This is a genomic window from Streptomyces sp. BYX5S (assembly GCF_054724165.1).
This window is the reverse complement of sequence record NZ_CM138829.1, coordinates 7,108,781-7,129,630: the sequence shown is the minus strand read 5'-3', so window position 1 is coordinate 7,129,630 and position 20,850 is coordinate 7,108,781. Positions and strand designations below refer to the sequence as shown.

Here is a 20,850-nt window from a genome sequence, read left to right as displayed (position 1 = left end):
GCGTACTCGTCATGACTCTTCTCGACAAGACGGACTCGGTGCCGTCTCCGCGCGGTGCGGGCGACGACGGCGCCCCGCTGCTCGAAGTCCGCGACCTGCACGTGGAGTTCCACACCCGCGACGGTGTGGCCAAGGCGGTCAACGGTGTGAACTACACCGTGGACGCGGGGGAGACGCTCGCCGTGCTCGGCGAGTCCGGCTCCGGCAAGTCCGTCACGGCGCAGGCCATCATGGGCATCCTCGACATGCCGCCCGGCAAGATCCCCCAGGGCGAGATCCTCTTCCGGGGCCAGGACATGCTCAAGATGTCCGGCGAGGAGCGCCGCAAGATCCGTGGCGCGAAGATCGCCATGATCTTCCAGGACGCGCTCTCCTCGCTGAACCCGGTGCTCTCCGTGGGCTACCAGCTCGGTGAGATGTTCCGGGTCCACCAGGGGATGTCCAAGAAGGACGCCAAGGCCAAGGCCATCGAGCTGATGGACCGGGTGCGCATCCCGGCCGCGGCGGCCCGGGTCGGGGACTACCCGCACCAGTTCTCCGGCGGTATGCGCCAGCGCATCATGATCGCGATGGCGCTCGCCCTGGAGCCGGACCTGATCATCGCGGACGAGCCCACCACGGCGCTCGACGTGACGGTGCAGGCCCAGGTGATGGACCTGCTCGCGGAGCTTCAGCGCGAGTACAACATGGGGCTCATCCTCATCACGCACGACCTGGGTGTGGTCGCCGACGTCGCCGACAAGATCGCCGTGATGTACGCGGGCCGGATCGTGGAGACGGCGCCGGTGCACGAGCTGTACAAGCGGCCCGCGCACCCGTACACCAAGGGTCTGCTGGAGTCGATCCCGCGCCTGGACCAGAAGGGCCAGGAGCTGTACGCGATCAAGGGCCTGCCGCCGAACCTGACGCGGATCCCCACGGGTTGTGCCTTCAACCCGCGCTGCGCGCAGGCGCAGGACGTGTGCCGCACCGACATTCCGCCGCTGCTCCAGGTGACGGACCGGGACGGTGCGCAGATCGCGGGCCGCGGCAGCGCGTGCCACTTCTGGAAGGAGACGATCGATGGCTGAGCTCGGCAAGAACCTCGCCAAGAACGAGGAGCCGTCGGACGCCACGCCGAACGTCTCCCCGGTCGAGGAGATCAAGGACGCGGCGGAGGCCGAGGCGGTCGCCGCCATCGAGGCGCCGGTCGACCGCGGTGAGCCGATCCTTCAGGTGCGCAACCTGAAGAAGTACTTCCCGCTGACGCAGGGCATCCTGTTCAAGCGGCACGTCGGTGACGTGAAGGCCGTCGACGGGGTCTCCTTCGACCTGCACCAGGGCGAGACCCTCGGCATCGTGGGCGAGTCCGGCTGTGGCAAGTCCACGGTCGCCAAGCTGCTGATGACGCTGGAGAAGGCGACCGCGGGCGAGGTCTTCTACAAGGGCCAGGACATCACCAAGCTGTCCGGGCGCGCCCTGAAGGCCGTGCGCCGCAACATCCAGATGGTGTTCCAGGACCCGTACACGTCGCTCAACCCGCGCATGACGGTCGGCGACATCATCGGGGAGCCCTTCGAGATCCACCCCGAGGTGGCGCCGCGGGGCAGCCGTCGTCAGAAGGTCCAGGACCTGCTCGACGTCGTCGGCCTGAACCCGGAGTACATCAACCGGTACCCGCACCAGTTCTCCGGCGGTCAGCGCCAGCGCATCGGCATCGCGCGCGGCCTGGCCCTGAACCCCGAGATCATCATCTGCGACGAGCCGGTCTCGGCGCTCGACGTCTCGGTCCAGGCCCAGGTCATCAACCTGATGGAGAAGCTCCAGGACGAGTTCAACCTGTCCTACATCTTCATCGCGCACGACCTGTCGATCGTCCGGCACATCTCCGACCGGGTCGGGGTCATGTACCTCGGCAAGATGGCGGAGATCGGCACGGACGCGCAGATCTACGACCACCCGACGCACCCCTACACGCAGGCGCTGCTGTCGGCCGTGCCCGTGCCGGACCCGGAGGCCCGTGAGGGCCGCGAGCGCATCATCCTCTCCGGAGACGTGCCCTCGCCGGCCAACCCGCCCTCCGGCTGCCGCTTCCGCACCCGCTGCTGGAAGGCGCAGGACAAGTGCGCCGAGGAGATCCCCGTCCTGGCGGTCCCGGAGCGCTTCCGGACCTCGGACACCCCGGCCGCCCACGAGTCGGCGTGCCACTTCGCGGAGGAGAAGGACGTCGTCCACGCGGCGTGACCCACCCTTTCCGAGCCGACCGGCCCCCGCTTTTTGAGCGGGGGCCGGTCGGCTTTTCCCGTCCGTCCGCCGGTACCGGTTCCTGGAGGAACGTCATGCACGGCACGCTGCACCACATCGAACTGTGGGTTCCCGACTTCGGCCGGGCCGAGGCCTCGCTCGGGTGGCTGCTCGGGGAGCTGGGATACGCCGCCGAGCAGCGCTGGGAGAACGGGTGCAGCCTGCGGCTCGGGCCGACGTACCTCGTCGTCGAGCAGTCGTCCGCGCTGAGTTCGGACCGCCACGACCGCCTCGCCCCCGGCCTCAACCACCTCGCGTTCCACGTCGAGGACACGGAGGCGGTGGACCGGCTCGTGCAGGAGGCCGCCGGGCACGGCTGGCGGCTGATGTTCCCGGAGCGGCATCCGTACGCGGGCGGGGAGGGCCACTACGCGGCGTTCCTGGAGAACGCGGACGGGTTCGAGGTGGAGCTGGTGGCGGGGGAGCGAGGCCCTGCCCCGGGGATTGCCGAATAAACTCTGCAAAAACTCTTTTGCAGAGTGCGGGTGGCGGCCTACGCTCCCGGTATGGCCGATGAGAATCGCAAGCGCGTACTCGATCCCGAGCAGGACGCGGCGGCGCTGAAGGCGCTGACGCACCCCCTGCGCATCCGGCTGCTCGGGCTGTTGCGGCTCGACGGGCCCGCCACCGCGACCGAGCTCGCGGTGAAGGCGGGGGAGTCCTCGGCCTCCACCAGCTACCACCTGCGGGTGCTCGCCAAGTACGGGTTCGTGGCGGAGGCCGAGCACCGGGACGGGCGCGAGCGGCGCTGGCGGTCCGTGCACGCCGTCACCACGTGGAGCAACGAGGCGATGCACGGCTCGCCCGGCGCCCGCCACTTCGTCAGCGAGATGCGGGGCCGCCAGATCGAGCACCTGGGCCGCTCCCTCGCCCGCCACGAGGCGGACCTCGCCGAGGGGCGCCTCGGCACGGAGTGGGTGGAGCCCTCCGGCATCTCCGACGCCATGCCCCGCCTCACCGCCCGGTCGCTGGCCGAGCTGATGGCCACGGTCGACGCGAAGCTGGAGGAACTGGCCGAGCGGGACGCCGCGGACCCGGAGGCCGAGCAGGTCGTCCTCCTCGTGGCCGGACTGCCGCTCGCGCCGCGCGAGGCGGACGGCGCCGGCCCCGGCCCGGACGCGCCGTGAACCCCCGGATACCCGGCCCGCGCGCCGCGCGCCGTCGGTACGCCACCGTCTGCGCCCTGTTCTGGCTGCCGGTCGGGGCCGCGATCGCGCCCAAGGTGCTGCTCCTGACCGAGCGCGGGTTCGCGCTCAGTGCCATCACCGCCTTCGTCGCCGCGCACTCGCTCACCGCCGCCGCCCTCGAACTGCCCACCGGCGGCCTCTCCGACGTCCTCGGCCGCCGCCCCGTCCTCGCCGCCGCCGGCCTCCTCGACCTCGCCGCCCTCGCCCTGATCGGCCTCGGCACCACCGCGCTCCCGGTCGCCCTCGGCTGCGTGCTGCTCGGCGCCGGACGCGCCCTGTCCACGGGACCCGCCGAGGCCTGGTACGTGGACACCGTGCAGGCCGCCGAGGGCCCCGGCGCCGAACTGCGCACCGGGCTCGCCCGTGGCTCGGCCGCCTCCTCCGCCGCGCTCGCCGTGGGCACGCTGATCGGCGGCGCCCTGCCGTGGCTGCTCGGGCTCGGCGCGAACCCCGGAGCGTGGCTCACCGGGGCGACGTCCGGGTACGTGGTGCCGCTGGCCGTACCGATGCTGCTCGGCGTGGTCATCGAGGTCGGCTTCGTCGCCTACGTCCTGCTCGCCCTCCCCGAACCCCCACGCCCCCGCGCCACCCTCTCCGGCGTGCTGCGCGGCATCCCGGCCACCGTCCGCGACGGGCTGTGCCCGGCCGCCCGCGACGTGATCGTGCGCCGCGTGCTGCTCAGCGCGGGAGCGGCGGGCGCCGCCCTGTTCACCCTCGAACTCCTCACACCGGGCCGGGCCGCCGCGCTCACCGGCGCCTCCGAGTCCGGCGCCGTCGTCTTCGCGGGCCTGGCCTGCGCCGGATACGTCTGCTCCGGCCTCGGCAGCCACCTCGCCCCGCTCACCGCACGCCGCACGGGCAGCGGCGAACGGGCCGTCCTGGTGGCGCTGGGCGCGGCCGCCCTCGGCCTGCTGCTGCTCGGCGCCACCGCCGCCTTCGCCGGCCCGGCCGTCACCGTCCTCGCGGTCGCCGGGTACGCCCTGGTCTACCTGGGTCTCGGCGCGGCGGGCCCGAACGAGAACGAACTGCTGCACCACAGGGTGGGCCGCGAGGGCCGGGCGACGGCACTGTCCGTGCAGTCCCTGGCACTCCAACTCGTGGGCGCGGCCGCCGGACTCCTCATCGGCACACTGCCGCCCGGCCCCCTGCCGTGGCTGCTCGGCGGCGCCGCGCTGACGGCCGGGGCGCTGCTGTGGGTACGGCGGACCGGTCAGCGTCCGTCGTCACCGCCTGCCTTCCCGTACCGGCGGAAGTCGGCGGTGTCCACGGACCAGGGGCCGAAGGGGACCGTGTCGCCGTAGATGTACGGCTCCTTCGACCGGTAGCGGCCGTCGGCGGGGTCGGAGTGGACCTCGACGGTGCCGACGCGGGGGTCGACGATCAGGTAGTGCTCGATGCCCATGGAGGGATAGTCGGCGAGTTTGTCGCGGTAGTCGTTGTCCGGGTTGGAGGGGGAGACGATCTCGATGACCGCCAGGACCTGGGAGGCGTCGACCGCGAGGCCCTCCTCGTCCAGGGCCGCCTCCGGGATCACTACCGCGTCGGGGCGGCGCATGCGCCCGATGGCGGGATGCTCGACCTCGGGCCCCGGAACGCATGCATGGCCGGGGTGGGTGACGGGGACCTGCGAATTGAGCTGCTTGCTGATGCGCCAAACCGTCCCCTCGTGCCGCTTCGAGGGACTCATCATCGCCAGTATCGGACCAGAGGCGCCGATCTCCACGCTCCAGGAGCCCTCAAGACGGTGGGCGTACTCCGCCAGCTCCTCGGCGATCTGCCGCATCTTCGCGTAGTCCATGCCACCCACGGTAGCCGCCCCACCACCGGCCCACGCATGGGACGGAAACGGCACGAAGGCCCGCGCCGAGCGAACGGCGCGGGCCTTCTCCCCGGAGAACCGGGAGCGTCCATGGCTCGGGTCAATGGGCCGACGTTCCGGTTCCTGACGTACGGAGCCGGGCGAGGATGGGGTGGTGCCGCGGCCCCGTACCGGGGTCTTTGGGGGAAGAAGCAGTCTAGAGGGCCTTGCGGGCCCCTGGGACGGCCGCCGCGGCCGGCTCCTCCGGGTGGTGGCACGCCGTGAGGTGCCCCTCGCGGCTGCCCTCGACCCGCACCAGCGGCGGCGCCTCCGTCGCGCACACCTCCGTCGCCTTCCAGCAGCGGGTACGGAAGCGGCAGCCGGAGGGCGGGTTGACGGGCGAGGGCACGTCGCCGGTGAGGCGGATGCGCTCCACGGCCGGGGCGGCGTCGTCGGCGTTCGGTTCGGGCACCGCGGAGAGCAGCGCCTTGGTGTACGGGTGGCGCGGACCGCCGTACAGGTCGGCGCGGTCCGCGATCTCGACGATGCGGCCGAGGTACATCACGGCCACGCGCTGCGAGAAGTGCCGGACGACGGCCAGGTCGTGGGCGATGAAGACGAACGCGATGTCCAGCTCGCGCTGGAGCTCCTGGAGCAGGTTCACCACCTGCGCCTGGATCGACACGTCGAGCGCGGACACCGGCTCGTCCGCCACGATCAGCTTCGGCTCCAGCGCCAACGCCCGCGCCACACCGATGCGCTGGCGCTGGCCGCCGCTGAACTCGTGCGGGAAACGGTTGTAGTGCTCGGGGTTGAGGCCGACCGTCTCCAGGAGTTCCCGTACGCGGCGCTCCCGGCCGCCCGCGGGCTCGATGCCGTTGATCTCCATCGGCGCCGAGACGATCCGGCCGACGGTGTGCCGCGGGTTCAGGGACGCGTACGGGTCCTGGAAGATCATCTGGATCTCCGAGCGGACCGGCGCCAGCTGCTTGCGGTCGGCGTGCGTGATGTCCTGGCCGCGGTAGCTGATCCTCCCGGCGGTCGGTTCGAGCAGCCGCGTGATCAGACGGCCGGTCGTCGACTTGCCGCAGCCGGACTCGCCGACCAGGCCGAGGCTCTCCCCTCGCGCCACCTGGAAGTCGAGGCCGTCCACGGCCTGCACGGCGCCGACCGTGCGGCGGATCGGGAAGCCGCCCTTGATGGGAAAGTGCTTCGTGAGGCCGGAGACGTCCAGCAGGGGAGTCGTGTCGCTCATGGTGAATCCCTGAAATCCCTCTGTGTGTACGTCAGTTGATCCGGGCCGCGGCACTCACCGCGGTCAGCTCGGCGAAGAACTCCGAGCGCTGCTGAGCCGTCAGGTGGCACGCCGGCGCGCGCTCACCGGCCGCGTCGAGGCGCGGCTCCCGCGTGGTGCAGCGCCCGTCCGCGACCTGCTCCACGAAGGTGCAGCGCGGATGGAAGCGGCAGCCGGTCGGCGGGTTGAGCAGGCTCGGCGGGGTGCCGGGGATGGGCGACAGCGGGATGTCGACCGGGGCGGACAGGCTCGGCATCGAGCCCAACAGGCCCCAGGTGTAGGGGTGCTGGGGCCTGCGCAGCACCTCTTCCTTCGTGCCGCGCTCCACGCACCGCCCGCCGTACATCACCAGGACGTCGTCCGCGATGTCGGCGATGACCCCGAGGTCGTGCGTGATGAAGACGATCGACGTGCCGAACTCCTGCTGGAGGTCCTTGAGCAGGTCGATGATCTGGGCCTGCACCGTCACGTCGAGCGCCGTCGTCGGCTCGTCCGCGATGAGCAGCGCCGGGTCGCAGACCAGCGCCATCGCGATCATCGCGCGCTGGCGCATGCCCCCGGAGAACTGGTGCGGGTAGTCGTCCACGCGCAGATCGGGCTGCGGGATGCCGACCTTGGTGAGCATCTCCACCGCCCGGTCCCGGCCCTCCTTCTTGGAGGCCCCGGTGTGCTTGCGGTACGTCTCCGCGATCTGCCGGCCGACGGTGTGGTACGGCGACAGGGAGGCCAGGGCGTCCTGGAAGATCATGGCCATCTTGTTGCCCCGCAGCTTCTCCAGCTCCCGCTCGGAGGCGGTGAGAAGCTCCTGCCCGTCGAGGACGATCTCGCCGTCGAGGTGGGTGCGGGCGCGGTCGTGCAGGCCCAGGATCGCCATGTTGGTGACGGACTTGCCGGAGCCGGACTCGCCGACGATGCCGAGGGTGCGGCCGCGCTCGAGCTGGAAGCTCAGACCGTCGACGGCCTTGACGACGCCGTCCTCCGTGGAGAAGTGGACCCGCAGGTCGTCGACGGCGAGGAAGGGTGCGCTCATGGGTGTTGCTCCTAGGCCAGCCGCACGCGCGGGTCGATGAGGGCGTAGACGGCGTCGACCACGATGTTGAAGATGACGATCGCCGCGGCGGCCACGAGGACGACGCCGAGCAGCGTCGGCAGGTCGTTGGTGGACACGGCCTTCACGGACAGCAGGCCGATGCCCTGGAGGCTGAACGTGGACTCGGTGATGATCGCGCCGCCGAGCAGCAGGCCGAGGTCCATGCCGAAGATGGTGACGATCGGCGCCATCGCGCCGCGCCAGGCGAACCGGAAGAAGACGGTGCGCCGGGACAGGCCCTTGGCGCGGGCCGTGCGCACGTAGTCCTCGGTCAGCTTCTCGACCATCTGGGAGCGCGTCATGCGCGTGTAGTTGGCCGTCCAGATCAGGGAGAGCACGATCCACGGCAGCAGCAGCCCCTTGGCCCAGGCGGCCGGGTTCTGCGTGAACGGCGTGTACGAGGCGCGGTCCATCAGGTGCCACTGGTCGACCAGGTAGTACGTGGCGATGATGCCGACGACGTAGATCTGCACCGAGGAGGCGACCAGCGAGGCGGAGCTGGCGACCTTGTCGAGCGCCTTGCCCTGCTTGGCGGCGGCCAGCATGCCGGTGCCGACACCGAAGATCACGAAGACCACGGCGGAGCCGATGGAGAGCGAGATGGTGGTCGGGAAGCGGTCGAGGATGGTGCCGAGGACCGGCTCGCGGTTCTGGAACGAGAAGCCGAGGCACGGCGCCGGGCAGTGGCCGAACGAGGAGTAGTCGCGCCCCACGAACAGGCCCTGGAGCCAGTGCCAGTACTGCACCGGCACCGGGTCGGCGATCCCCAGGTTCTTCTTCACCAGCGCCAGCGTCTCGGGTGTGCAGACCTTGCCGCAGGCGATACGGGCCGGGTCGCGCGGGGCGGCGTAGAACAGGACGAACACGATGGCGCTGATGATCAGGAGGATCACCAGGGCGCCGATGGCGCGTCGAAGGATGAAGCGGAGCATGGCAGTTGGGTTTCCTGACGGATGCCGACAGGCCTCGGTGGGGCCTGGAAGAGGAAGGGTGGCGGGGACGCCCTGGGGGCAAGGCGCCCCCGCCGGAAGGGGTGCTCGTCAGGCCTTCACGAAGGTCTTGTAGAGCAGCGTGGCGGAGAAGTTCGGGTCGAACATCGCGCCGCCGACCTTGGAGCCGCTGATGTACCAGCGGCGCTGGAAGGTCTCCGGGATGATCGGCGCGACCTCCTTCATGATCCGCCGGTCGAGCGCGGCCCAGGCCTTGCCGGCCTTCTCCTGGTCGGTGATGGCCTCGTTCTTCTTGATGCCCTCGTCGATCCAGTCGACCTTGACCTGCGAGACGTTGTTCATGCCGTTGCCGATCGAGGCGCTGTCGAACAGCGGCTGCATCATGGTGAAGGCGGTCGGCCAGTCCGGGGACCAGCCGAACCACATGACGTCGTAGTTGTTGTCGATCTGCTGGACCTGGTCGTAGTACGTCGTGGAGTCGATCGGCTTCATGACGGGCTTGAAGCCGGCTTCCTTCAGCGCGTTCTCGATGACGACCTTGGTCTTGTCGTAGACCGGGTCCTGCTCGTACGCGTAGACGATCTTCGTGCCGAGCTTTCCGGCCTTCTTCAGCATCTCCTTGGCGCGCTTGGGGTCGCCCGCGGGCTTCTTGAGCTTGCCGTAGAGGTCGTACTTCTCGTAGCCGATGATGTCCGGGCTGAGGATGCTGGTCGCGTAGTCGCCGGCCGAGGCGCCGCCGTAGATCTTGCGGATCTGCTCCAGCGGCCAAGCGACGTTGAGGGCCTGGCGCACGGTCAGGTCGGTGACGCGCTTGCAGTTGATGGCGTAGTAGTAGCTGCCGGTGAGCAGCCCGTTGAAGGTACGTTCCTTCAGCTCCGGCGTGCTGAGCACCTTCTGCATGCGCTCGGCCGGGATGCTCTTGTAGATCGAGACGGCGTACTGGTCCTTGCCCTGGTCCGCGATGAGGCGGTCCGTGGAGTCGAGGCCCTCGACGCCGAAGGTGAACTCGAAGCCGTCCGGGTAGGCGTTGCGGATCGGGTCCGTCGCCGGGTCCCAGTGCTTGTTGCGCACCAGCACCATCGACTTGTCGGTGGTGTGCGCCTTGACCTTGTACGGGCCGCTGGAGACCGGGTTCTTGTCGTACTTCTCCTTGGTGTCCAGCTTCACCGGGGTCGCCGCGTAGCTGTGCATGGCCAGCGTGAAGTTGAAGTCCGGGCGCGCTTCCTTGAGGTGGAAGGTGATCGTCTTCTTCTTCTTGTCCGTGACGATCGCGTCCAGGTGCTTGCCCTTGTACGGACCCTCGTACTGGTCACGCCACTTGGCGTCGTCGCCGGTCAGGGCTATCTGCGCGTAGGTGGCGCCCTCGGTGATGAACGGGGCCCAGCCGCGCTCGAAGCCGTGCCGCACGTCGTCGACGGTCAGCTCGCTGCCGTCGTCCCACTTGAGGCCGTCCTTGAGCGTGAACGTCCACGTCTTGTTGCCGTCGGAGGAGGTGCCGGTGTCCGTGGCGAGGTCGCCGACGAGCTTCTGGTGCCCGGCCGAGTCGACCCTGTAGCCGGTGAGGCAGCGCGCGTAGAGCAGCGCGACCGTCGAGTTGTACGAGTAGTAGATGCGCTGCGGGTCCAGGTGCGAGAAGTCGTCCGGCGAGTAGCCGTAGATCGTGCCGCCCTTGCGCGCGCCCTTGACCTCGGGCGCCGGGCCCTGGGAGTCGTCGGCCGTGCCGATCTCGACCTTGGCGCCCGTGTACTTGGTGGCGCCGCCCGAGGCACCGCTGTTGCCGCCACCGCCGGCGTTGCCGCTGCTGCACGCCGAGAGCAGCGTGCTCGCGCCGATGGCCACGGACGTGCCGATGACGAAGTTTCTCCGCGAAAGGGACATGGCTTCCTGCCCTGGTGCTGGTTGGGTGGTGAGCTGAACGGGGGTGCGTCAGCGCTTGGTCTTGGGGTCCATCGCGTCCCGGACCGAGTCGCCGAGCAGGTTGAACGCGAGGACGAAGATCACCATCGACAGGCCGGGAATGAGCATGAAGGTGATGTCGGCCTGGTAGGTCTTGGCGGCGTTCTGGAGCATCACGCCCCAGTCCGGCGTGGGGTTGGTGAGCCCGACGCCCACGAAGGCGAGACCCGCCTCGGTGGTGACGTACATGGGGAGCGCGAGGGTCGCCTGGATCAGGATCGGCGTCCACAGGTTGGGGAGCAGCTCCTTGAAGATGATCCGCGCGGGGGAGGCCCCGGTGACCTTCGCCGCCTCCACGAACTCCCGCTCGCGCAGGGCGAGTACCTCGCCCCTGAGCAGTCGAGCCACCGACGACCAGCCGAATGCGGTCATCACCAGGATCAGACTGGTGACGGTCAGCCACACCGGGGTGTTGTCCTCCGGCGACACGAAGATCGAGATGACGACCGGCCAGAAGGCGATGAAGAACAGGGTCTGCGGGAAGGCCAGGAGGATGTCGATGACCCAGCCGACGAAGTAGTCGGTCCTGCCGCCGAGATAGCCGGCGCTGACCCCGATGACGATGCCGAGCACGGTGGTCAGGATCGTCGCGACGCCCGCGATGAACAGCGAGTTGCGGATCCCGTAGAGCAGGAACGTGAAGACGTCCCGGCCGAGCTGGGGCTCGATGCCGAACCAGAACTGGCCGCTGATGCCGCCGTTGGCCCTGACCGGGTACCCGAAGTCGTTGAGCAGCCCGCCCTGGTTCATCCCGTACGTGGTGTACGGGTCCTTGCCGTACAGCTTGGCGATGAGGGGCGCGAGGAGCGCGATCAGGACGAAGAAGCCGACCACGTAGGCCGAGACCACGCCGGTGCGGTCCCGCTTGAAGCGCCGCCAGGCGAGCTTGCCGGGGGAGAGGCTCTCGTCACCGCGGGCGGGGGACGGTATCGCCGTCCCGGAAGGTGCGTCGTCCACCACCACCTCAAGGGAGGAGGTGGCGGGGGGAGTTGGGGTCGTCATGGTGCTCCAGGCCCTGAGGGTCCACATGGGCACGGGGCGACCCGTGCGCTCAGGCGGACTTTTTCAAGGCCCAGATGTCCGGTCAATGAATTCCTGAGGTCTTGATCCCGTCTTTGAATCCTTGGCCCTGCCTTTGCTCCGCGTAGGCGGACCCCTGGCGTGACCTTGATGAAACCGGGGAGGCAAAGGGTGACTTGTGCGGGCGAATTGGGGCGACCGGTTCGATATACGGACGCGAACGTCTCGCTATGCGTACACCCCTACCCGCTCCCGCAGGATCAAATACTCCTCCCAGCGACGCTTCAGCGGACCCGGCGGACGGACCACCACACGCGCGTTGGTCACCCGCTCGCCGAGCCGGAACTGCTCCCGCGTCAGATCCAGCTCGATGCCCGACGGCAGCCGGTTCCACCAGTGGTAGCCCTCCTGCGTGCCGTCCGTCAGATACACCTCCCCGCACATCAGGTCCCCGCCGAACAGGTCGTTCACCACCAGCGCGGTGATGTCGCACTGCCCCCAGGCCGGGTTCTTGGGCGACCACCGGTGCGCCCCGTCCGGCGAGGTGGTGTCGGCGGCCCAGGCCGAGCGCAGGGCGGCGTCCAGGTCGAGCAGGGACCAGATCTTCGTCGAGGGCTCCGTCGTCATGCGCGCAGCATGCCAGCGGCCACTGACAACGCCCGGACCGTCACGCCGTCCTCCCGCGGCACGGGCATGCCCTCAGATGGGTGACACAACAGGCGTATCGGCCGCCCCGCGGGTCCAATGGGCCCAAGGCTCGTCCCCTGACCGCCCTCTGGAGGACCCTGATGCGCCTCGGCCTGCGTACCGGCGCCCTGGCCGCCGCCCTGCTGCTGGCCGTGCCCTGGCTGGCGTCCTGCGGCGCCACGGCCACCGAGTCGGGCATCGTACGGGCGAAGTGGGGAGACCCGCAGAACCCCCTCGAACCCGCCAACACCAACGAGGTCAACGGCGGCAAGGTCCTCGACATGATCTTCCGGGGCCTCAAGGTCTACAACCCCGAGACCGCCGAGCCCGAGTACGCCGTCGCCAAGTCGATCACCAGCGACGACGCACAGAACTTCAAGGTCACCCTCAAGGACGGCTGGAAGTTCTCCGACGGCTCCAAGGTCACCGCGCGGTCCTTCGTGGACGCCTGGAACTACGCCGCCTACCTGCCGAACGCGCAGATCGGCGCCGACTTCTTCGGCTACATCGACGGCTACGACAAGCTCCACCCCACCGAGGGCAAACCCACCGCGAAGAAGCTGTCGGGGCTCAGGATCGTCGACGACCTGCACTTCACGATCAAGCTCAACCAGAAGTTCTCGCTCTTCCCCGACATGCTCGGCTACGCCGCCTTCTCCCCGCTGCCCGAGAAGTTCTTCAGCGACCACGACGCGTGGCTGGAGAAGCCCTTCGGCAACGGCCCCTACGAGGTGACGAGCTACGAGCGCGGCGGCCGCATGAAGCTGCGCGTCAACGACGAGTACAACGGCACCAAACCCCGCAACAAGGGCGTCGACCTGCTCGTCTACACCGACGACAACACCGCGTACACCGACGTCGTGGCCGGTCAGCTCGACGTCACCGACGCCGTCCCCGCCGAGCAGCTCAGCAACCTCCACAAGGACGTCGGCGACCGGTACATCAACACCCCCGCCGGCATCATCCAGACGCTGATGTTCCCCATGTACGACAAGGAATGGGACACGGCCGACGCCCTGAAGGTCCGCCGGGGCATCTCGCTCGCCATCAACCGCGAGCAGATCACCGACAAGATCTTCCAGAAGACCCGCATCCCGGCGAAGGACTGGACCTCCCCGGTCCTGCGCGAAGAGGGCGGCTACAACCCCGACATCTGCGGCGACCGCTGCACCTACGACCCCGAGCAGGCCAAGCGGCTGATCGAGGAGGCCGGCGGCTTCCCGCACGGCAAGCTCGTCCTCAGCTACAACGCCGACACCGGCAACCACAAGCAGTGGATCGACGCCATCTGCAACAGCATCAACCGGGCCCTCGGCAACTCGAAGGCCTGCGTCGGCAACCCGGTGGGCACCTTCGCCGACTTCCGCACCCAGATCCAGAGCGGCAAGTTCACCGGCCCCTTCCGCAGCGGCTGGCAGATGGACTACCCGCTGATCCAGAACTTCCTCCAGCCCGTCTACACCACGGGCGCCCCCAGCAACGACGGCAAGTGGAGCGACAAGGAGTTCGACGCGCTGATCAACAAGGCCAACGCGGACCCGGACCCCGACAGCGCCATCAAGGACTTCCAGGACTCGGAGAAGATCCTCGCCGAGCAGCTCCCCGCCATCCCGCTCTGGTACCAGAACGGCACCGCCGTCTACGGCACCCGCGTGCACGACGTGAAGCTCAACCCCTTCAGCGTGCCGGTCTTCGAGGAGATGACCGTCAATGACTGACACCGCCCGCCGACCCGCGTACCCGAGGGAGGTGCCGTGGGCCGCTATGTGATCCGACGGCTGCTGCAGATGATCCCGGTGTTCATCGGCACCACGCTGCTGATCTTCCTCATGGTCAACGTCATGGGCGACCCGACGGCGGCGCTCTGCGGCGACAAGGCCTGCGACCCGGCCACCCAGGCCCAGCTGCGCGCGGAGTTCAACCTCGACAAGCCGCTGGTGCAGCAGTACCTGATCTACCTCGGCAACATCTTCCAGGGCGACTTCGGCACCGCCTTCAACGGCGACTCGGTGGCCGACCTGCTGCTGCGCGCCTATCCCGTCACCATCAAGCTGACGCTCGTGGCGATCGTCTTCGAGATCGTCATCGGCATCGGCCTCGGCGTCATCACCGGGCTGCGCCGCGGCAAGCCCATCGACACCGGGGTGCTGATCCTCACCCTGGTCGTCATCTCGGTGCCGACGTTCGTGACCGGGCTCGTCGCCCAGCTCCTGTTCGGCATGCAGTGGGGCATCGTCAAACCCTCGGTGGCGTACGAGGCGCCGATCGACGAGCTGATCCTGCCGGGCCTCGTCCTCGCCTCGGTCTCCCTCGCGTACGTGACCCGGCTGACCCGCACCTCCGTCGCCGAGAACGCCCGCTCCGACTACGTCCGCACCGCCGTCGCCAAGGGCCTGCCGCGGCGCCGCATCATCTGGCGGCACCTGCTGCGCAACTCGCTGATCCCGGTGGTCACCTTCATCGGCACCGACATCGGCGCCCTGATGGGCGGGGCCATCGTGACCGAGCGGATCTTCAACATCCGCGGCGTCGGCTACCAGCTCTACCAGGGCATCCTGCACCAGTCCTCGCCGACCGTGGTCGGCTTCGTCACCGTCCTGGTGATCGTCTTCCTGCTCGCCAACCTCATCGTCGACCTGCTCTACGCCGTCCTTGACCCGAGGATCCGCTATGCCTGAGCCCGTCACCCCGGTCACCGTCGAGGCCCACCTGACGCCCGGCACGCCCGAGGGCGGTGGCGCCGAGGGGCCCGCGCGCTCACTGTGGTCGGACGCCTGGCGCTCGCTGCGCCGCAACCCCGTCTTCATCGTCTCGGCGCTGATCATCCTGTTCCTGGTGATCGTCGCGATCTGGCCGCAGCTCTTCACGAGCGGCGACCCCAACGACTGCGACCTCGCCCACGGCCAGGAGACCGCCTCCTCCGGACACCCCTTCGGCTACGACGCCCAGGGCTGCGACGTCTACACGCGCACGGTGTACGGGGCCCGCGCCTCGATCACCGTCGGCATCTGCGCCACCGCGGGCGTCGCCCTGCTCGGCGGGATCCTCGGCGCGCTCGCCGGGTTCTACGGGCGGTGGGCGGACGCCCTGCTGTCCCGTGTCGCCGACGTGTTCTTCGGCATCCCGGTCGTCCTCGGCGGTCTCGTGCTGCTGTCCGTGGTGACGTCGACGACGGTGTGGCCCGTCGTCGGATTCATCGTGCTGCTGGGCTGGCCGCAGATCTCCCGCATCGCGCGCGGCTCCGTCATCACGGTCAAGGAGAACGACTACGTGCACGCCGCGCGCACGCTCGGCGCCTCCAACTCCCGGATCCTGCTGCGCCACATCCTGCCGAACGCGGTCGCCCCGGTGATCGTCGTCGCGACCATCGCGCTCGGCACGTACATCGCCCTGGAGGCGACGCTGTCGTTCCTCGGCGTCGGCCTCAAGCCGCCCGCCGTCTCCTGGGGCATCGACATCTCCAACGCCGCCCCGTACATCCGCAACACCCCGCACATGCTGCTGTATCCGGCAGGCGCCCTGGCCCTCACGGTCCTCGCGTTCATCATGCTCGGCGACGCGGTGCGCGACGCCCTCGACCCCAAGCTGAGGTAGCGGACCATGCCGAACACAGCCCTGCTGGAAGTACGCGACCTGCACGTCGAGTTCCGTACCCGCGACGGCGTCGCGAAGGCGGTCAACGGCGTCAACTACACCGTCGACGAGGGCGAGACGCTCGCCGTGCTCGGTGAGTCGGGAAGCGGCAAGTCCGTCACCGCGCAGGCCGTCATGGGCATCCTCGACATGCCGCCCGGCCGGATCTCGGGCGGCGAGATCCTGTTCAAGGGCCGGGACCTGCTGAAGCTCAAGGAAGAGGAGCGGCGCAGGATCCGCGGCGCCGAGATGGCGATGATCTTCCAGGACGCGCTGTCCTCGCTGAACCCCGTGCTGAGCGTGGGCGAACAGCTCGGCGAGATGTTCGTCGTCCACCGGGGGATGTCGAAGAAGGACGCGCGCGCCAGGGCCGTCGAGCTGATGGACCGGGTGCGCATCCCGGCCGCGAAGGAACGGGTGAGCCAGTACCCGCACCAGTTCTCCGGCGGCATGCGCCAGCGCATCATGATCGCGATGGCGCTCGCCCTGGAGCCCTCGCTGATCATCGCCGACGAACCGACGACGGCCCTCGACGTCACCGTGCAGGCCCAGGTGATGGACCTCCTCGCCGAGCTCCAGCGCGAGCTCAACATGGGGCTCATCCTCATCACCCACGACCTCGGCGTCGTCGCGGACGTCGCCGACAAGATCGCGGTCATGTACGCGGGCCGGATCGTCGAGCAGGCCCCGGTGCACGAGATCTACAAGGCGCCCGCCCACCCGTACACCAAGGGCCTGCTCGAATCGATCCCGCGCCTCGACCAGAAGGGGCAGGAGCTCTTCGCCATCAAGGGGCTCCCGCCGAACCTCATGAACATCCCGCCCGGCTGCGCCTTCAACCCGCGCTGCCCGATGGCCCAGGACGTGTGCCGCACCGACGTCCCGCCGCTCGCCGAGGTCTCCGAGGGCCGCCGCAGCGCCTGCCACTTCTGGAAGGAGACGCTCGATGCCGCAACACGCTAAGCACGTCAGCAAGGACGACCTGAAGCGCGAGGGCCGGATCGCCACGCACCTCCTCCACAAGGCGCAGGCCGAGAACGACTACGCGGCGCACGGCTCGCCCTCCGGCCACGAACCGCTCCTCCAGGTCCGCGGGCTGACCAAGCACTACCCGCTCACCCGGGGCATCCTCGTCAAGAAGCAGATCGGCTCGGTCAAGGCCGTCGACGGCGTCGACTTCGACCTCGGGCAGGGCGAGACGCTCGGCATCGTCGGCGAGTCCGGCTGCGGCAAGTCCACGGTCGCGAAGATGCTGGTCAACCTCGAACACCCCACGGCCGGCGTCATCAAGTACAAGGGCGAGGACATCACCAAGCTGTCGGGGCGCGCCCTGAAGGCCGTCCGCCGCAACATCCAGATGGTGTTCCAGGACCCGTACACCTCGCTCAACCCCCGCATGACGGTCGGCGACATCATCGGCGAGCCGTACGAGATCCACCCCGAGGTGGCGCCCAAGGGCGACCGGCGCAGGAAGGTCCAGGACCTGCTCGACGTCGTCGGCCTCAACCCCGAGTACATCAACCGCTACCCGCACCAGTTCTCCGGCGGCCAGCGCCAGCGCATCGGCATCGCGCGCGGCCTCGCGCTGCGCCCCGAGATCATCGTCGCCGACGAGCCGGTGTCCGCCCTCGACGTGTCGGTGCAGGCGCAGGTGGTCAACCTCCTGGACCGGCTCCAGAGCGAGTTCGACCTGTCGTACGTGTTCATCGCGCACGATCTGTCGATCGTGCGGCACATCTCCGACCGGGTCGGCGTGATGTACCTGGGGCGCATCGTCGAGATCGGCTCCGACGCCGAGATCTACGACCACCCCACCCACCCCTACACGCAGGCGCTGCTCTCCGCGGTGCCCGTGCCGGACCCGGAGGCGCGCGAGGGCCGCGAGCGCATCATCCTCACCGGCGACGTGCCCTCGCCCGCCAACCCGCCCTCCGGCTGCCGCTTCCGCACCCGCTGCTGGAAGGCGCAGGACAAGTGCGCCGACGAGGAACCGCTGCTCGCCGTGCCGGAGGTCTTCCGGGGCGGCGCCACCCCCGCGAACCACCCGTCGGCCTGCCACTTCGCCGAGGAGAAGCAGGTCGTGCCGACAGAGGAAGAGCGCCCCTGACAGTCCTTTACACACAGGCAACCCGTCCGACCCGGCACCGATATGTACGAGCGCCACAGTGTCTCGTGTACGGCCGTGCGGGTGCCGTAGAACCGGGCCGGAGCGCGCCATGTCGCTCCGGCCCGGACCCGTCTCAGGCCAGGCCGAGCGAGCGCTTCAGGAAGTCGACCTGGAGCAGCAGCAGATTCTCCGCGACCTGCTCCTGCGGCGTCATGTGGGTCACCCCGGACAGCGGCAGCACCTCGTGCGGGCGCCCGTCCGCGAGGAGCGCCGACGACAGCCGCAGGGCGTGCGCCACCACCACGTTGTCGTCCGCGAGGCCGTGCACGACGAGCATCGGCCGATGCTGCTCGGCGGCCTCGGACAGCCCGTCGTCGGTCACCAGGGAACTCTTCGCGTACGTCTGCGGGGCCACGGCCGGGTCGCCCAGGTACCGCTCCGTGTAGTGCGTGTCGTACAGCCGCCAGTCCGTGACCGGGGCGCCCGCGATGCCCGCGTGGAAGACGTCGGGGCGGCGCAGCACGGCCAGCGCCGACAGGTAACCGCCGTAACTCCAGCCCCGCATCGCCACCTTGGACAGGTCGAGCGGGAACCGGTCCGCCAGCGCGTGCAACGCCGTGACCTGGTCGTCGAGGGTGAGCGTGAAGTCGCCGTGGATCGACTTCTCGCGGCCGGGCGAGGTGCCGGGCGCGCCCCGGCCGTCCGCGACGATCACCGCGAAGCCCTGGTCGGCGAACCACTGCGAGGTCAGATGCGGATTGTGGGCCGCCACCACCCGCTGCCCGTGCGGACCGCCGTACGGGTCCATCAGCACCGGCAGCGGGCCGTCCCCCTCCTGGTACGAGGAGGGGAGCAGGACCGCGCACGGGATGCCCTCGGCCTCCGTCAGTGTCAGGCGCGGGGAGAGCAGCGGGCGTTCGGCGTGCGAGACGATGTCCGCGACGTGCTTGCCCTCGCGCTCCACGCGCGCCCGTGCGCCGGGGGAGTCCGGCGTCGCCGAGACGAGGACCGTGACGTCCCCGGAGCGGACCGCGGAGTGCGCGCCGGGCTCCGTGGAGACGCGCCGCCACCCCAGTTCGTTGACCCGGTAGACGTGCACCTCGCCGGTCTCCGGGACCTCGGCGTCGGCCCCCGCCGAGGCGGAGACGAGGACGTCGCTCTCACCCACGTCCAGGACCGCCCGCACGTGCAACTGGGGCCCGGTCAGCGGCCGTTCGCCCACCGCGAGGACCCGCGCGCCACCCTCGTCGGCGATCCGCACCAGCTGCCCGCTCGGCGACCAGCACGGCACCCCGGGCAGCAGCTCCAGCCACTGGTCGTCCTCGTCGGCGTGCACCATCCGCGTCGAACCGTCGTCCGTGTGCACGGCCAGGTAGAGCGCGCTGCGCTGGTCGCGGGCCTGCACCAGGAGCAGCGGCGCGCCGTCCGCCGACCAGTGCACGCGCGCGAGGTACGGATACGCCGTGCGGTCCCAGGTGATCTCGGTACGGGTCCCGTCCAGGCCGTACGCGAAGAGCCGCACCTCGGCGTTGGGCGTGCCCGCCGAGGGGTAGGCGACGCGGGCCGGCTCCCGGTCCGGGTGCGCGGGGTCGGCGATCCACCAGCGGTGCACCTCCGCGTCGTCGGCGCGGGCCACGAGCAGCCGGTCCGACTCGGGGGACCACCAGTGGCCCCGGTACCGGGACATCTCCTCGGCCGCGATGAACTCCGCGAGCCCGTACGTCACCGTCTCCGACTCCGGCTCGGCGAGCGCCCGGTCGTCCTCGCCCTCCGCCCCGACGACCCGCAGCGCGCCCCCGGACACGTACGCGATGTGCCGGCCGTCGGGAGAGGGGCGCGGGTCCAACACCGGTCCCGGCACCCGCAGTTCCCGCGCCGTGCCCGCGCGCAGCTCCGCCGTGAACAGTCGCCCCGACAGGGCGAAAGCGGCCAACTCGGCGGCGGCGTCCGTCGCGTAGCCCACGATGCCCGCGCCGCCCTCCCGGCTGCGCTCGCGCCGGGCCCGCTCCGCCGCCGACAGGTTCTCCGCCGCCCCGCCGAGCAGCGCCACCGGGTCGGCGGCCACCCGCTCCTGACCGCTCGCCACGTCAAGCACCCACAGCGCGTTCGCCCGATCGGAGCCGGAGGAGGACCGCAGGAAGACGACACGCTCGCCGTCCGGCGCCACCGTGAAGGCGCGCGGCGCCCCCAGGGTGAACCGCTGCGTGCGCGCGTGCTGACGGGGGAAGGTCTCGATGGTCATCCATGAAGCCTAGGGCCTGTCGTTTGGATCAGGCCGGGCTCGCGGGGGCTGGCACGCGCGCTCGCGGCGTTGTCGTCGGTTGCCGACGCTCCGCGTCGACGCCCTCCTCCGCCTTGCGATCGCACGCTTCCCCAAGCTCTCGGCTCCGCTCGAGCAGGGGAGACCCCATTGCCCCCGCTCCCTGATCCGGCCTGATCCACACGACAGGCCCTAGGAGAGAAGAGGCCCGCGCGCCCCCGTGCGCTCCCGGTCGCATCGCGTGCTCCCCAATGACGACTCATGCGCGGCGACGGATAGTTATGATCGTTAGCGCTGTGTGGGTACGAGTCCGTCGGCGACCGGATCACTTTGGAGGAGGACCGCTGTGGCACTCTCGATCTCGGCCGTGGTGCTGTTCGCGATCATCGTCTTCATCCTGATCAAGAAGTCGGGACTGAAAGCGGGACACGCCGTGGTGTGCATGCTCCTCGGTTTCTATCTGGCCAGTTCGTCCATCGCTCCCACGATCAAGGAGCTGACGACGAACGTGGCGGAGATGGTCGGCGGCATCAGTTTCTAGAGCTCACGTCCCGGCTCGGCGGCTCACGCTCCGCCCGGACCGGC

General features: G+C 69.7%; 19 protein-coding genes. 11 read left to right on the top strand and 8 right to left on the bottom strand.

What is annotated here, in order from left to right:
* Nucleotides 1–11: 11 nt before the first annotated feature.
* The 5 genes from ACYBSK_RS32080 (at nucleotide 12) to ACYBSK_RS32060 (ending at nucleotide 4,771) form a co-directional block, all read left to right on the top strand.
* Nucleotides 12–1,070, top strand: coding sequence for an ABC transporter ATP-binding protein (locus ACYBSK_RS32080; protein ID WP_460244190.1), 1,059 nt, complete (start codon nucleotides 12–14; stop codon nucleotides 1,068–1,070).
* Nucleotides 1,063–2,223 (top strand): ABC transporter ATP-binding protein, encoded by a 1,161-nt coding sequence (locus ACYBSK_RS32075; protein WP_460244189.1) that lies wholly within the window; start codon nucleotides 1,063–1,065, stop codon nucleotides 2,221–2,223. Before ACYBSK_RS32080 ends, ACYBSK_RS32075 begins: the two co-directional genes overlap by 8 nt.
* A gap of 95 nt (nucleotides 2,224–2,318) precedes the next feature.
* Nucleotides 2,319–2,738: a VOC family protein gene (locus ACYBSK_RS32070; RefSeq protein ID WP_460244188.1), complete on the top strand. Its 420-nt coding sequence runs from the start codon at nucleotides 2,319–2,321 to the stop codon at nucleotides 2,736–2,738.
* A gap of 51 nt (nucleotides 2,739–2,789) precedes the next feature.
* Nucleotides 2,790–3,410 (top strand): ArsR/SmtB family transcription factor, encoded by a 621-nt coding sequence (locus ACYBSK_RS32065; protein WP_457480750.1) that lies wholly within the window; start codon nucleotides 2,790–2,792, stop codon nucleotides 3,408–3,410.
* Nucleotides 3,407–4,771 carry an MFS transporter gene (locus tag ACYBSK_RS32060; RefSeq protein ID WP_460244187.1) on the top strand — a complete coding sequence of 455 codons (1,365 nt, stop codon included), beginning with the start codon at nucleotides 3,407–3,409 and terminating at the stop codon, nucleotides 4,769–4,771. The genes ACYBSK_RS32065 and ACYBSK_RS32060 overlap by 4 nt, the downstream gene beginning before the upstream one ends.
* On the opposite strand, the gene ACYBSK_RS32055 is transcribed toward ACYBSK_RS32060, so the two are convergent.
* From ACYBSK_RS32055 to ACYBSK_RS32025, 7 genes are all read right to left on the bottom strand, one after another.
* Entirely contained in the window at nucleotides 4,681–5,268 is a 588-nt protein-coding gene (locus ACYBSK_RS32055; protein WP_457480748.1) for a Uma2 family endonuclease, read from the bottom strand. The genes ACYBSK_RS32060 and ACYBSK_RS32055 overlap by 91 nt on opposite strands.
* Nucleotides 5,269–5,485: 217 nt before the next feature.
* The gene (locus tag ACYBSK_RS32050) at nucleotides 5,486–6,523 is read right to left on the bottom strand and encodes an ABC transporter ATP-binding protein (protein WP_460244186.1); all 1,038 of its coding nucleotides are present in this window, start codon (nucleotides 6,521–6,523) and stop codon (nucleotides 5,486–5,488) included.
* 31 nt (nucleotides 6,524–6,554) lie between these two features.
* Nucleotides 6,555–7,592 carry an ABC transporter ATP-binding protein gene (locus ACYBSK_RS32045; RefSeq protein ID WP_460244185.1) on the bottom strand — a complete coding sequence of 346 codons (1,038 nt, stop codon included), beginning with the start codon at nucleotides 7,590–7,592 and terminating at the stop codon, nucleotides 6,555–6,557.
* A gap of 11 nt (nucleotides 7,593–7,603) precedes the next feature.
* The gene (locus ACYBSK_RS32040) at nucleotides 7,604–8,584 is read right to left on the bottom strand and encodes an ABC transporter permease (protein WP_457480745.1); all 981 of its coding nucleotides are present in this window, start codon (nucleotides 8,582–8,584) and stop codon (nucleotides 7,604–7,606) included.
* 108 nt (nucleotides 8,585–8,692) lie between these two features.
* On the bottom strand, nucleotides 8,693–10,480 hold the full coding sequence (locus tag ACYBSK_RS32035; RefSeq protein WP_460244184.1) for an ABC transporter substrate-binding protein: 1,788 nt from the start codon (nucleotides 10,478–10,480) through the stop codon (nucleotides 8,693–8,695).
* A gap of 48 nt (nucleotides 10,481–10,528) precedes the next feature.
* Complete coding sequence (locus tag ACYBSK_RS32030; protein WP_460244183.1) at nucleotides 10,529–11,560, bottom strand: ABC transporter permease; 1,032 nt, start codon at nucleotides 11,558–11,560, stop codon at nucleotides 10,529–10,531.
* Between the two features lie 246 nt (nucleotides 11,561–11,806).
* On the bottom strand, nucleotides 11,807–12,205 hold the full coding sequence (locus ACYBSK_RS32025) for a YunG family protein (protein WP_460244182.1): 399 nt from the start codon (nucleotides 12,203–12,205) through the stop codon (nucleotides 11,807–11,809).
* A 161-nt stretch (nucleotides 12,206–12,366) separates the two neighbouring features.
* Between ACYBSK_RS32025 and ACYBSK_RS32020 the strand changes: the two genes are divergently transcribed.
* From ACYBSK_RS32020 to ACYBSK_RS32000, 5 genes are read left to right on the top strand one after another with little or no spacing between them, the layout of a single operon-like run.
* Nucleotides 12,367–13,983, top strand: coding sequence for a peptide ABC transporter substrate-binding protein (locus tag ACYBSK_RS32020; protein WP_460244181.1), 1,617 nt, complete (start codon nucleotides 12,367–12,369; stop codon nucleotides 13,981–13,983).
* Between the two features lie 36 nt (nucleotides 13,984–14,019).
* On the top strand, nucleotides 14,020–14,943 hold the full coding sequence (locus ACYBSK_RS32015; protein WP_457480740.1) for an ABC transporter permease: 924 nt from the start codon (nucleotides 14,020–14,022) through the stop codon (nucleotides 14,941–14,943).
* A complete protein-coding gene (locus ACYBSK_RS32010) occupies nucleotides 14,936–15,859 on the top strand; it encodes an ABC transporter permease (protein WP_457480739.1) in 924 nt (307 codons plus the stop codon). The genes ACYBSK_RS32015 and ACYBSK_RS32010 overlap by 8 nt, the downstream gene beginning before the upstream one ends.
* A 6-nt stretch (nucleotides 15,860–15,865) precedes the next feature.
* Nucleotides 15,866–16,861: an ABC transporter ATP-binding protein gene (locus ACYBSK_RS32005; protein WP_460244180.1), complete on the top strand. Its 996-nt coding sequence runs from the start codon at nucleotides 15,866–15,868 to the stop codon at nucleotides 16,859–16,861.
* Nucleotides 16,845–18,005: an ABC transporter ATP-binding protein gene (locus tag ACYBSK_RS32000; protein ID WP_460244179.1), complete on the top strand. Its 1,161-nt coding sequence runs from the start codon at nucleotides 16,845–16,847 to the stop codon at nucleotides 18,003–18,005. Before ACYBSK_RS32005 ends, ACYBSK_RS32000 begins: the two co-directional genes overlap by 17 nt.
* 133 nt (nucleotides 18,006–18,138) lie before the next feature.
* On the opposite strand, the gene ACYBSK_RS31995 is transcribed toward ACYBSK_RS32000, so the two are convergent.
* A complete protein-coding gene (locus ACYBSK_RS31995) occupies nucleotides 18,139–20,247 on the bottom strand; it encodes a S9 family peptidase (RefSeq protein ID WP_460244178.1) in 2,109 nt (702 codons plus the stop codon).
* Nucleotides 20,248–20,611: 364 nt separating this feature from the next.
* On the opposite strand from ACYBSK_RS31995, the gene ACYBSK_RS31990 reads away from it, so the two are divergent.
* A complete protein-coding gene (locus ACYBSK_RS31990) occupies nucleotides 20,612–20,806 on the top strand; it encodes a hypothetical protein (RefSeq protein ID WP_457480735.1) in 195 nt (64 codons plus the stop codon).
* The last annotated feature ends 44 nt before the right edge of the window (nucleotides 20,807–20,850 follow it).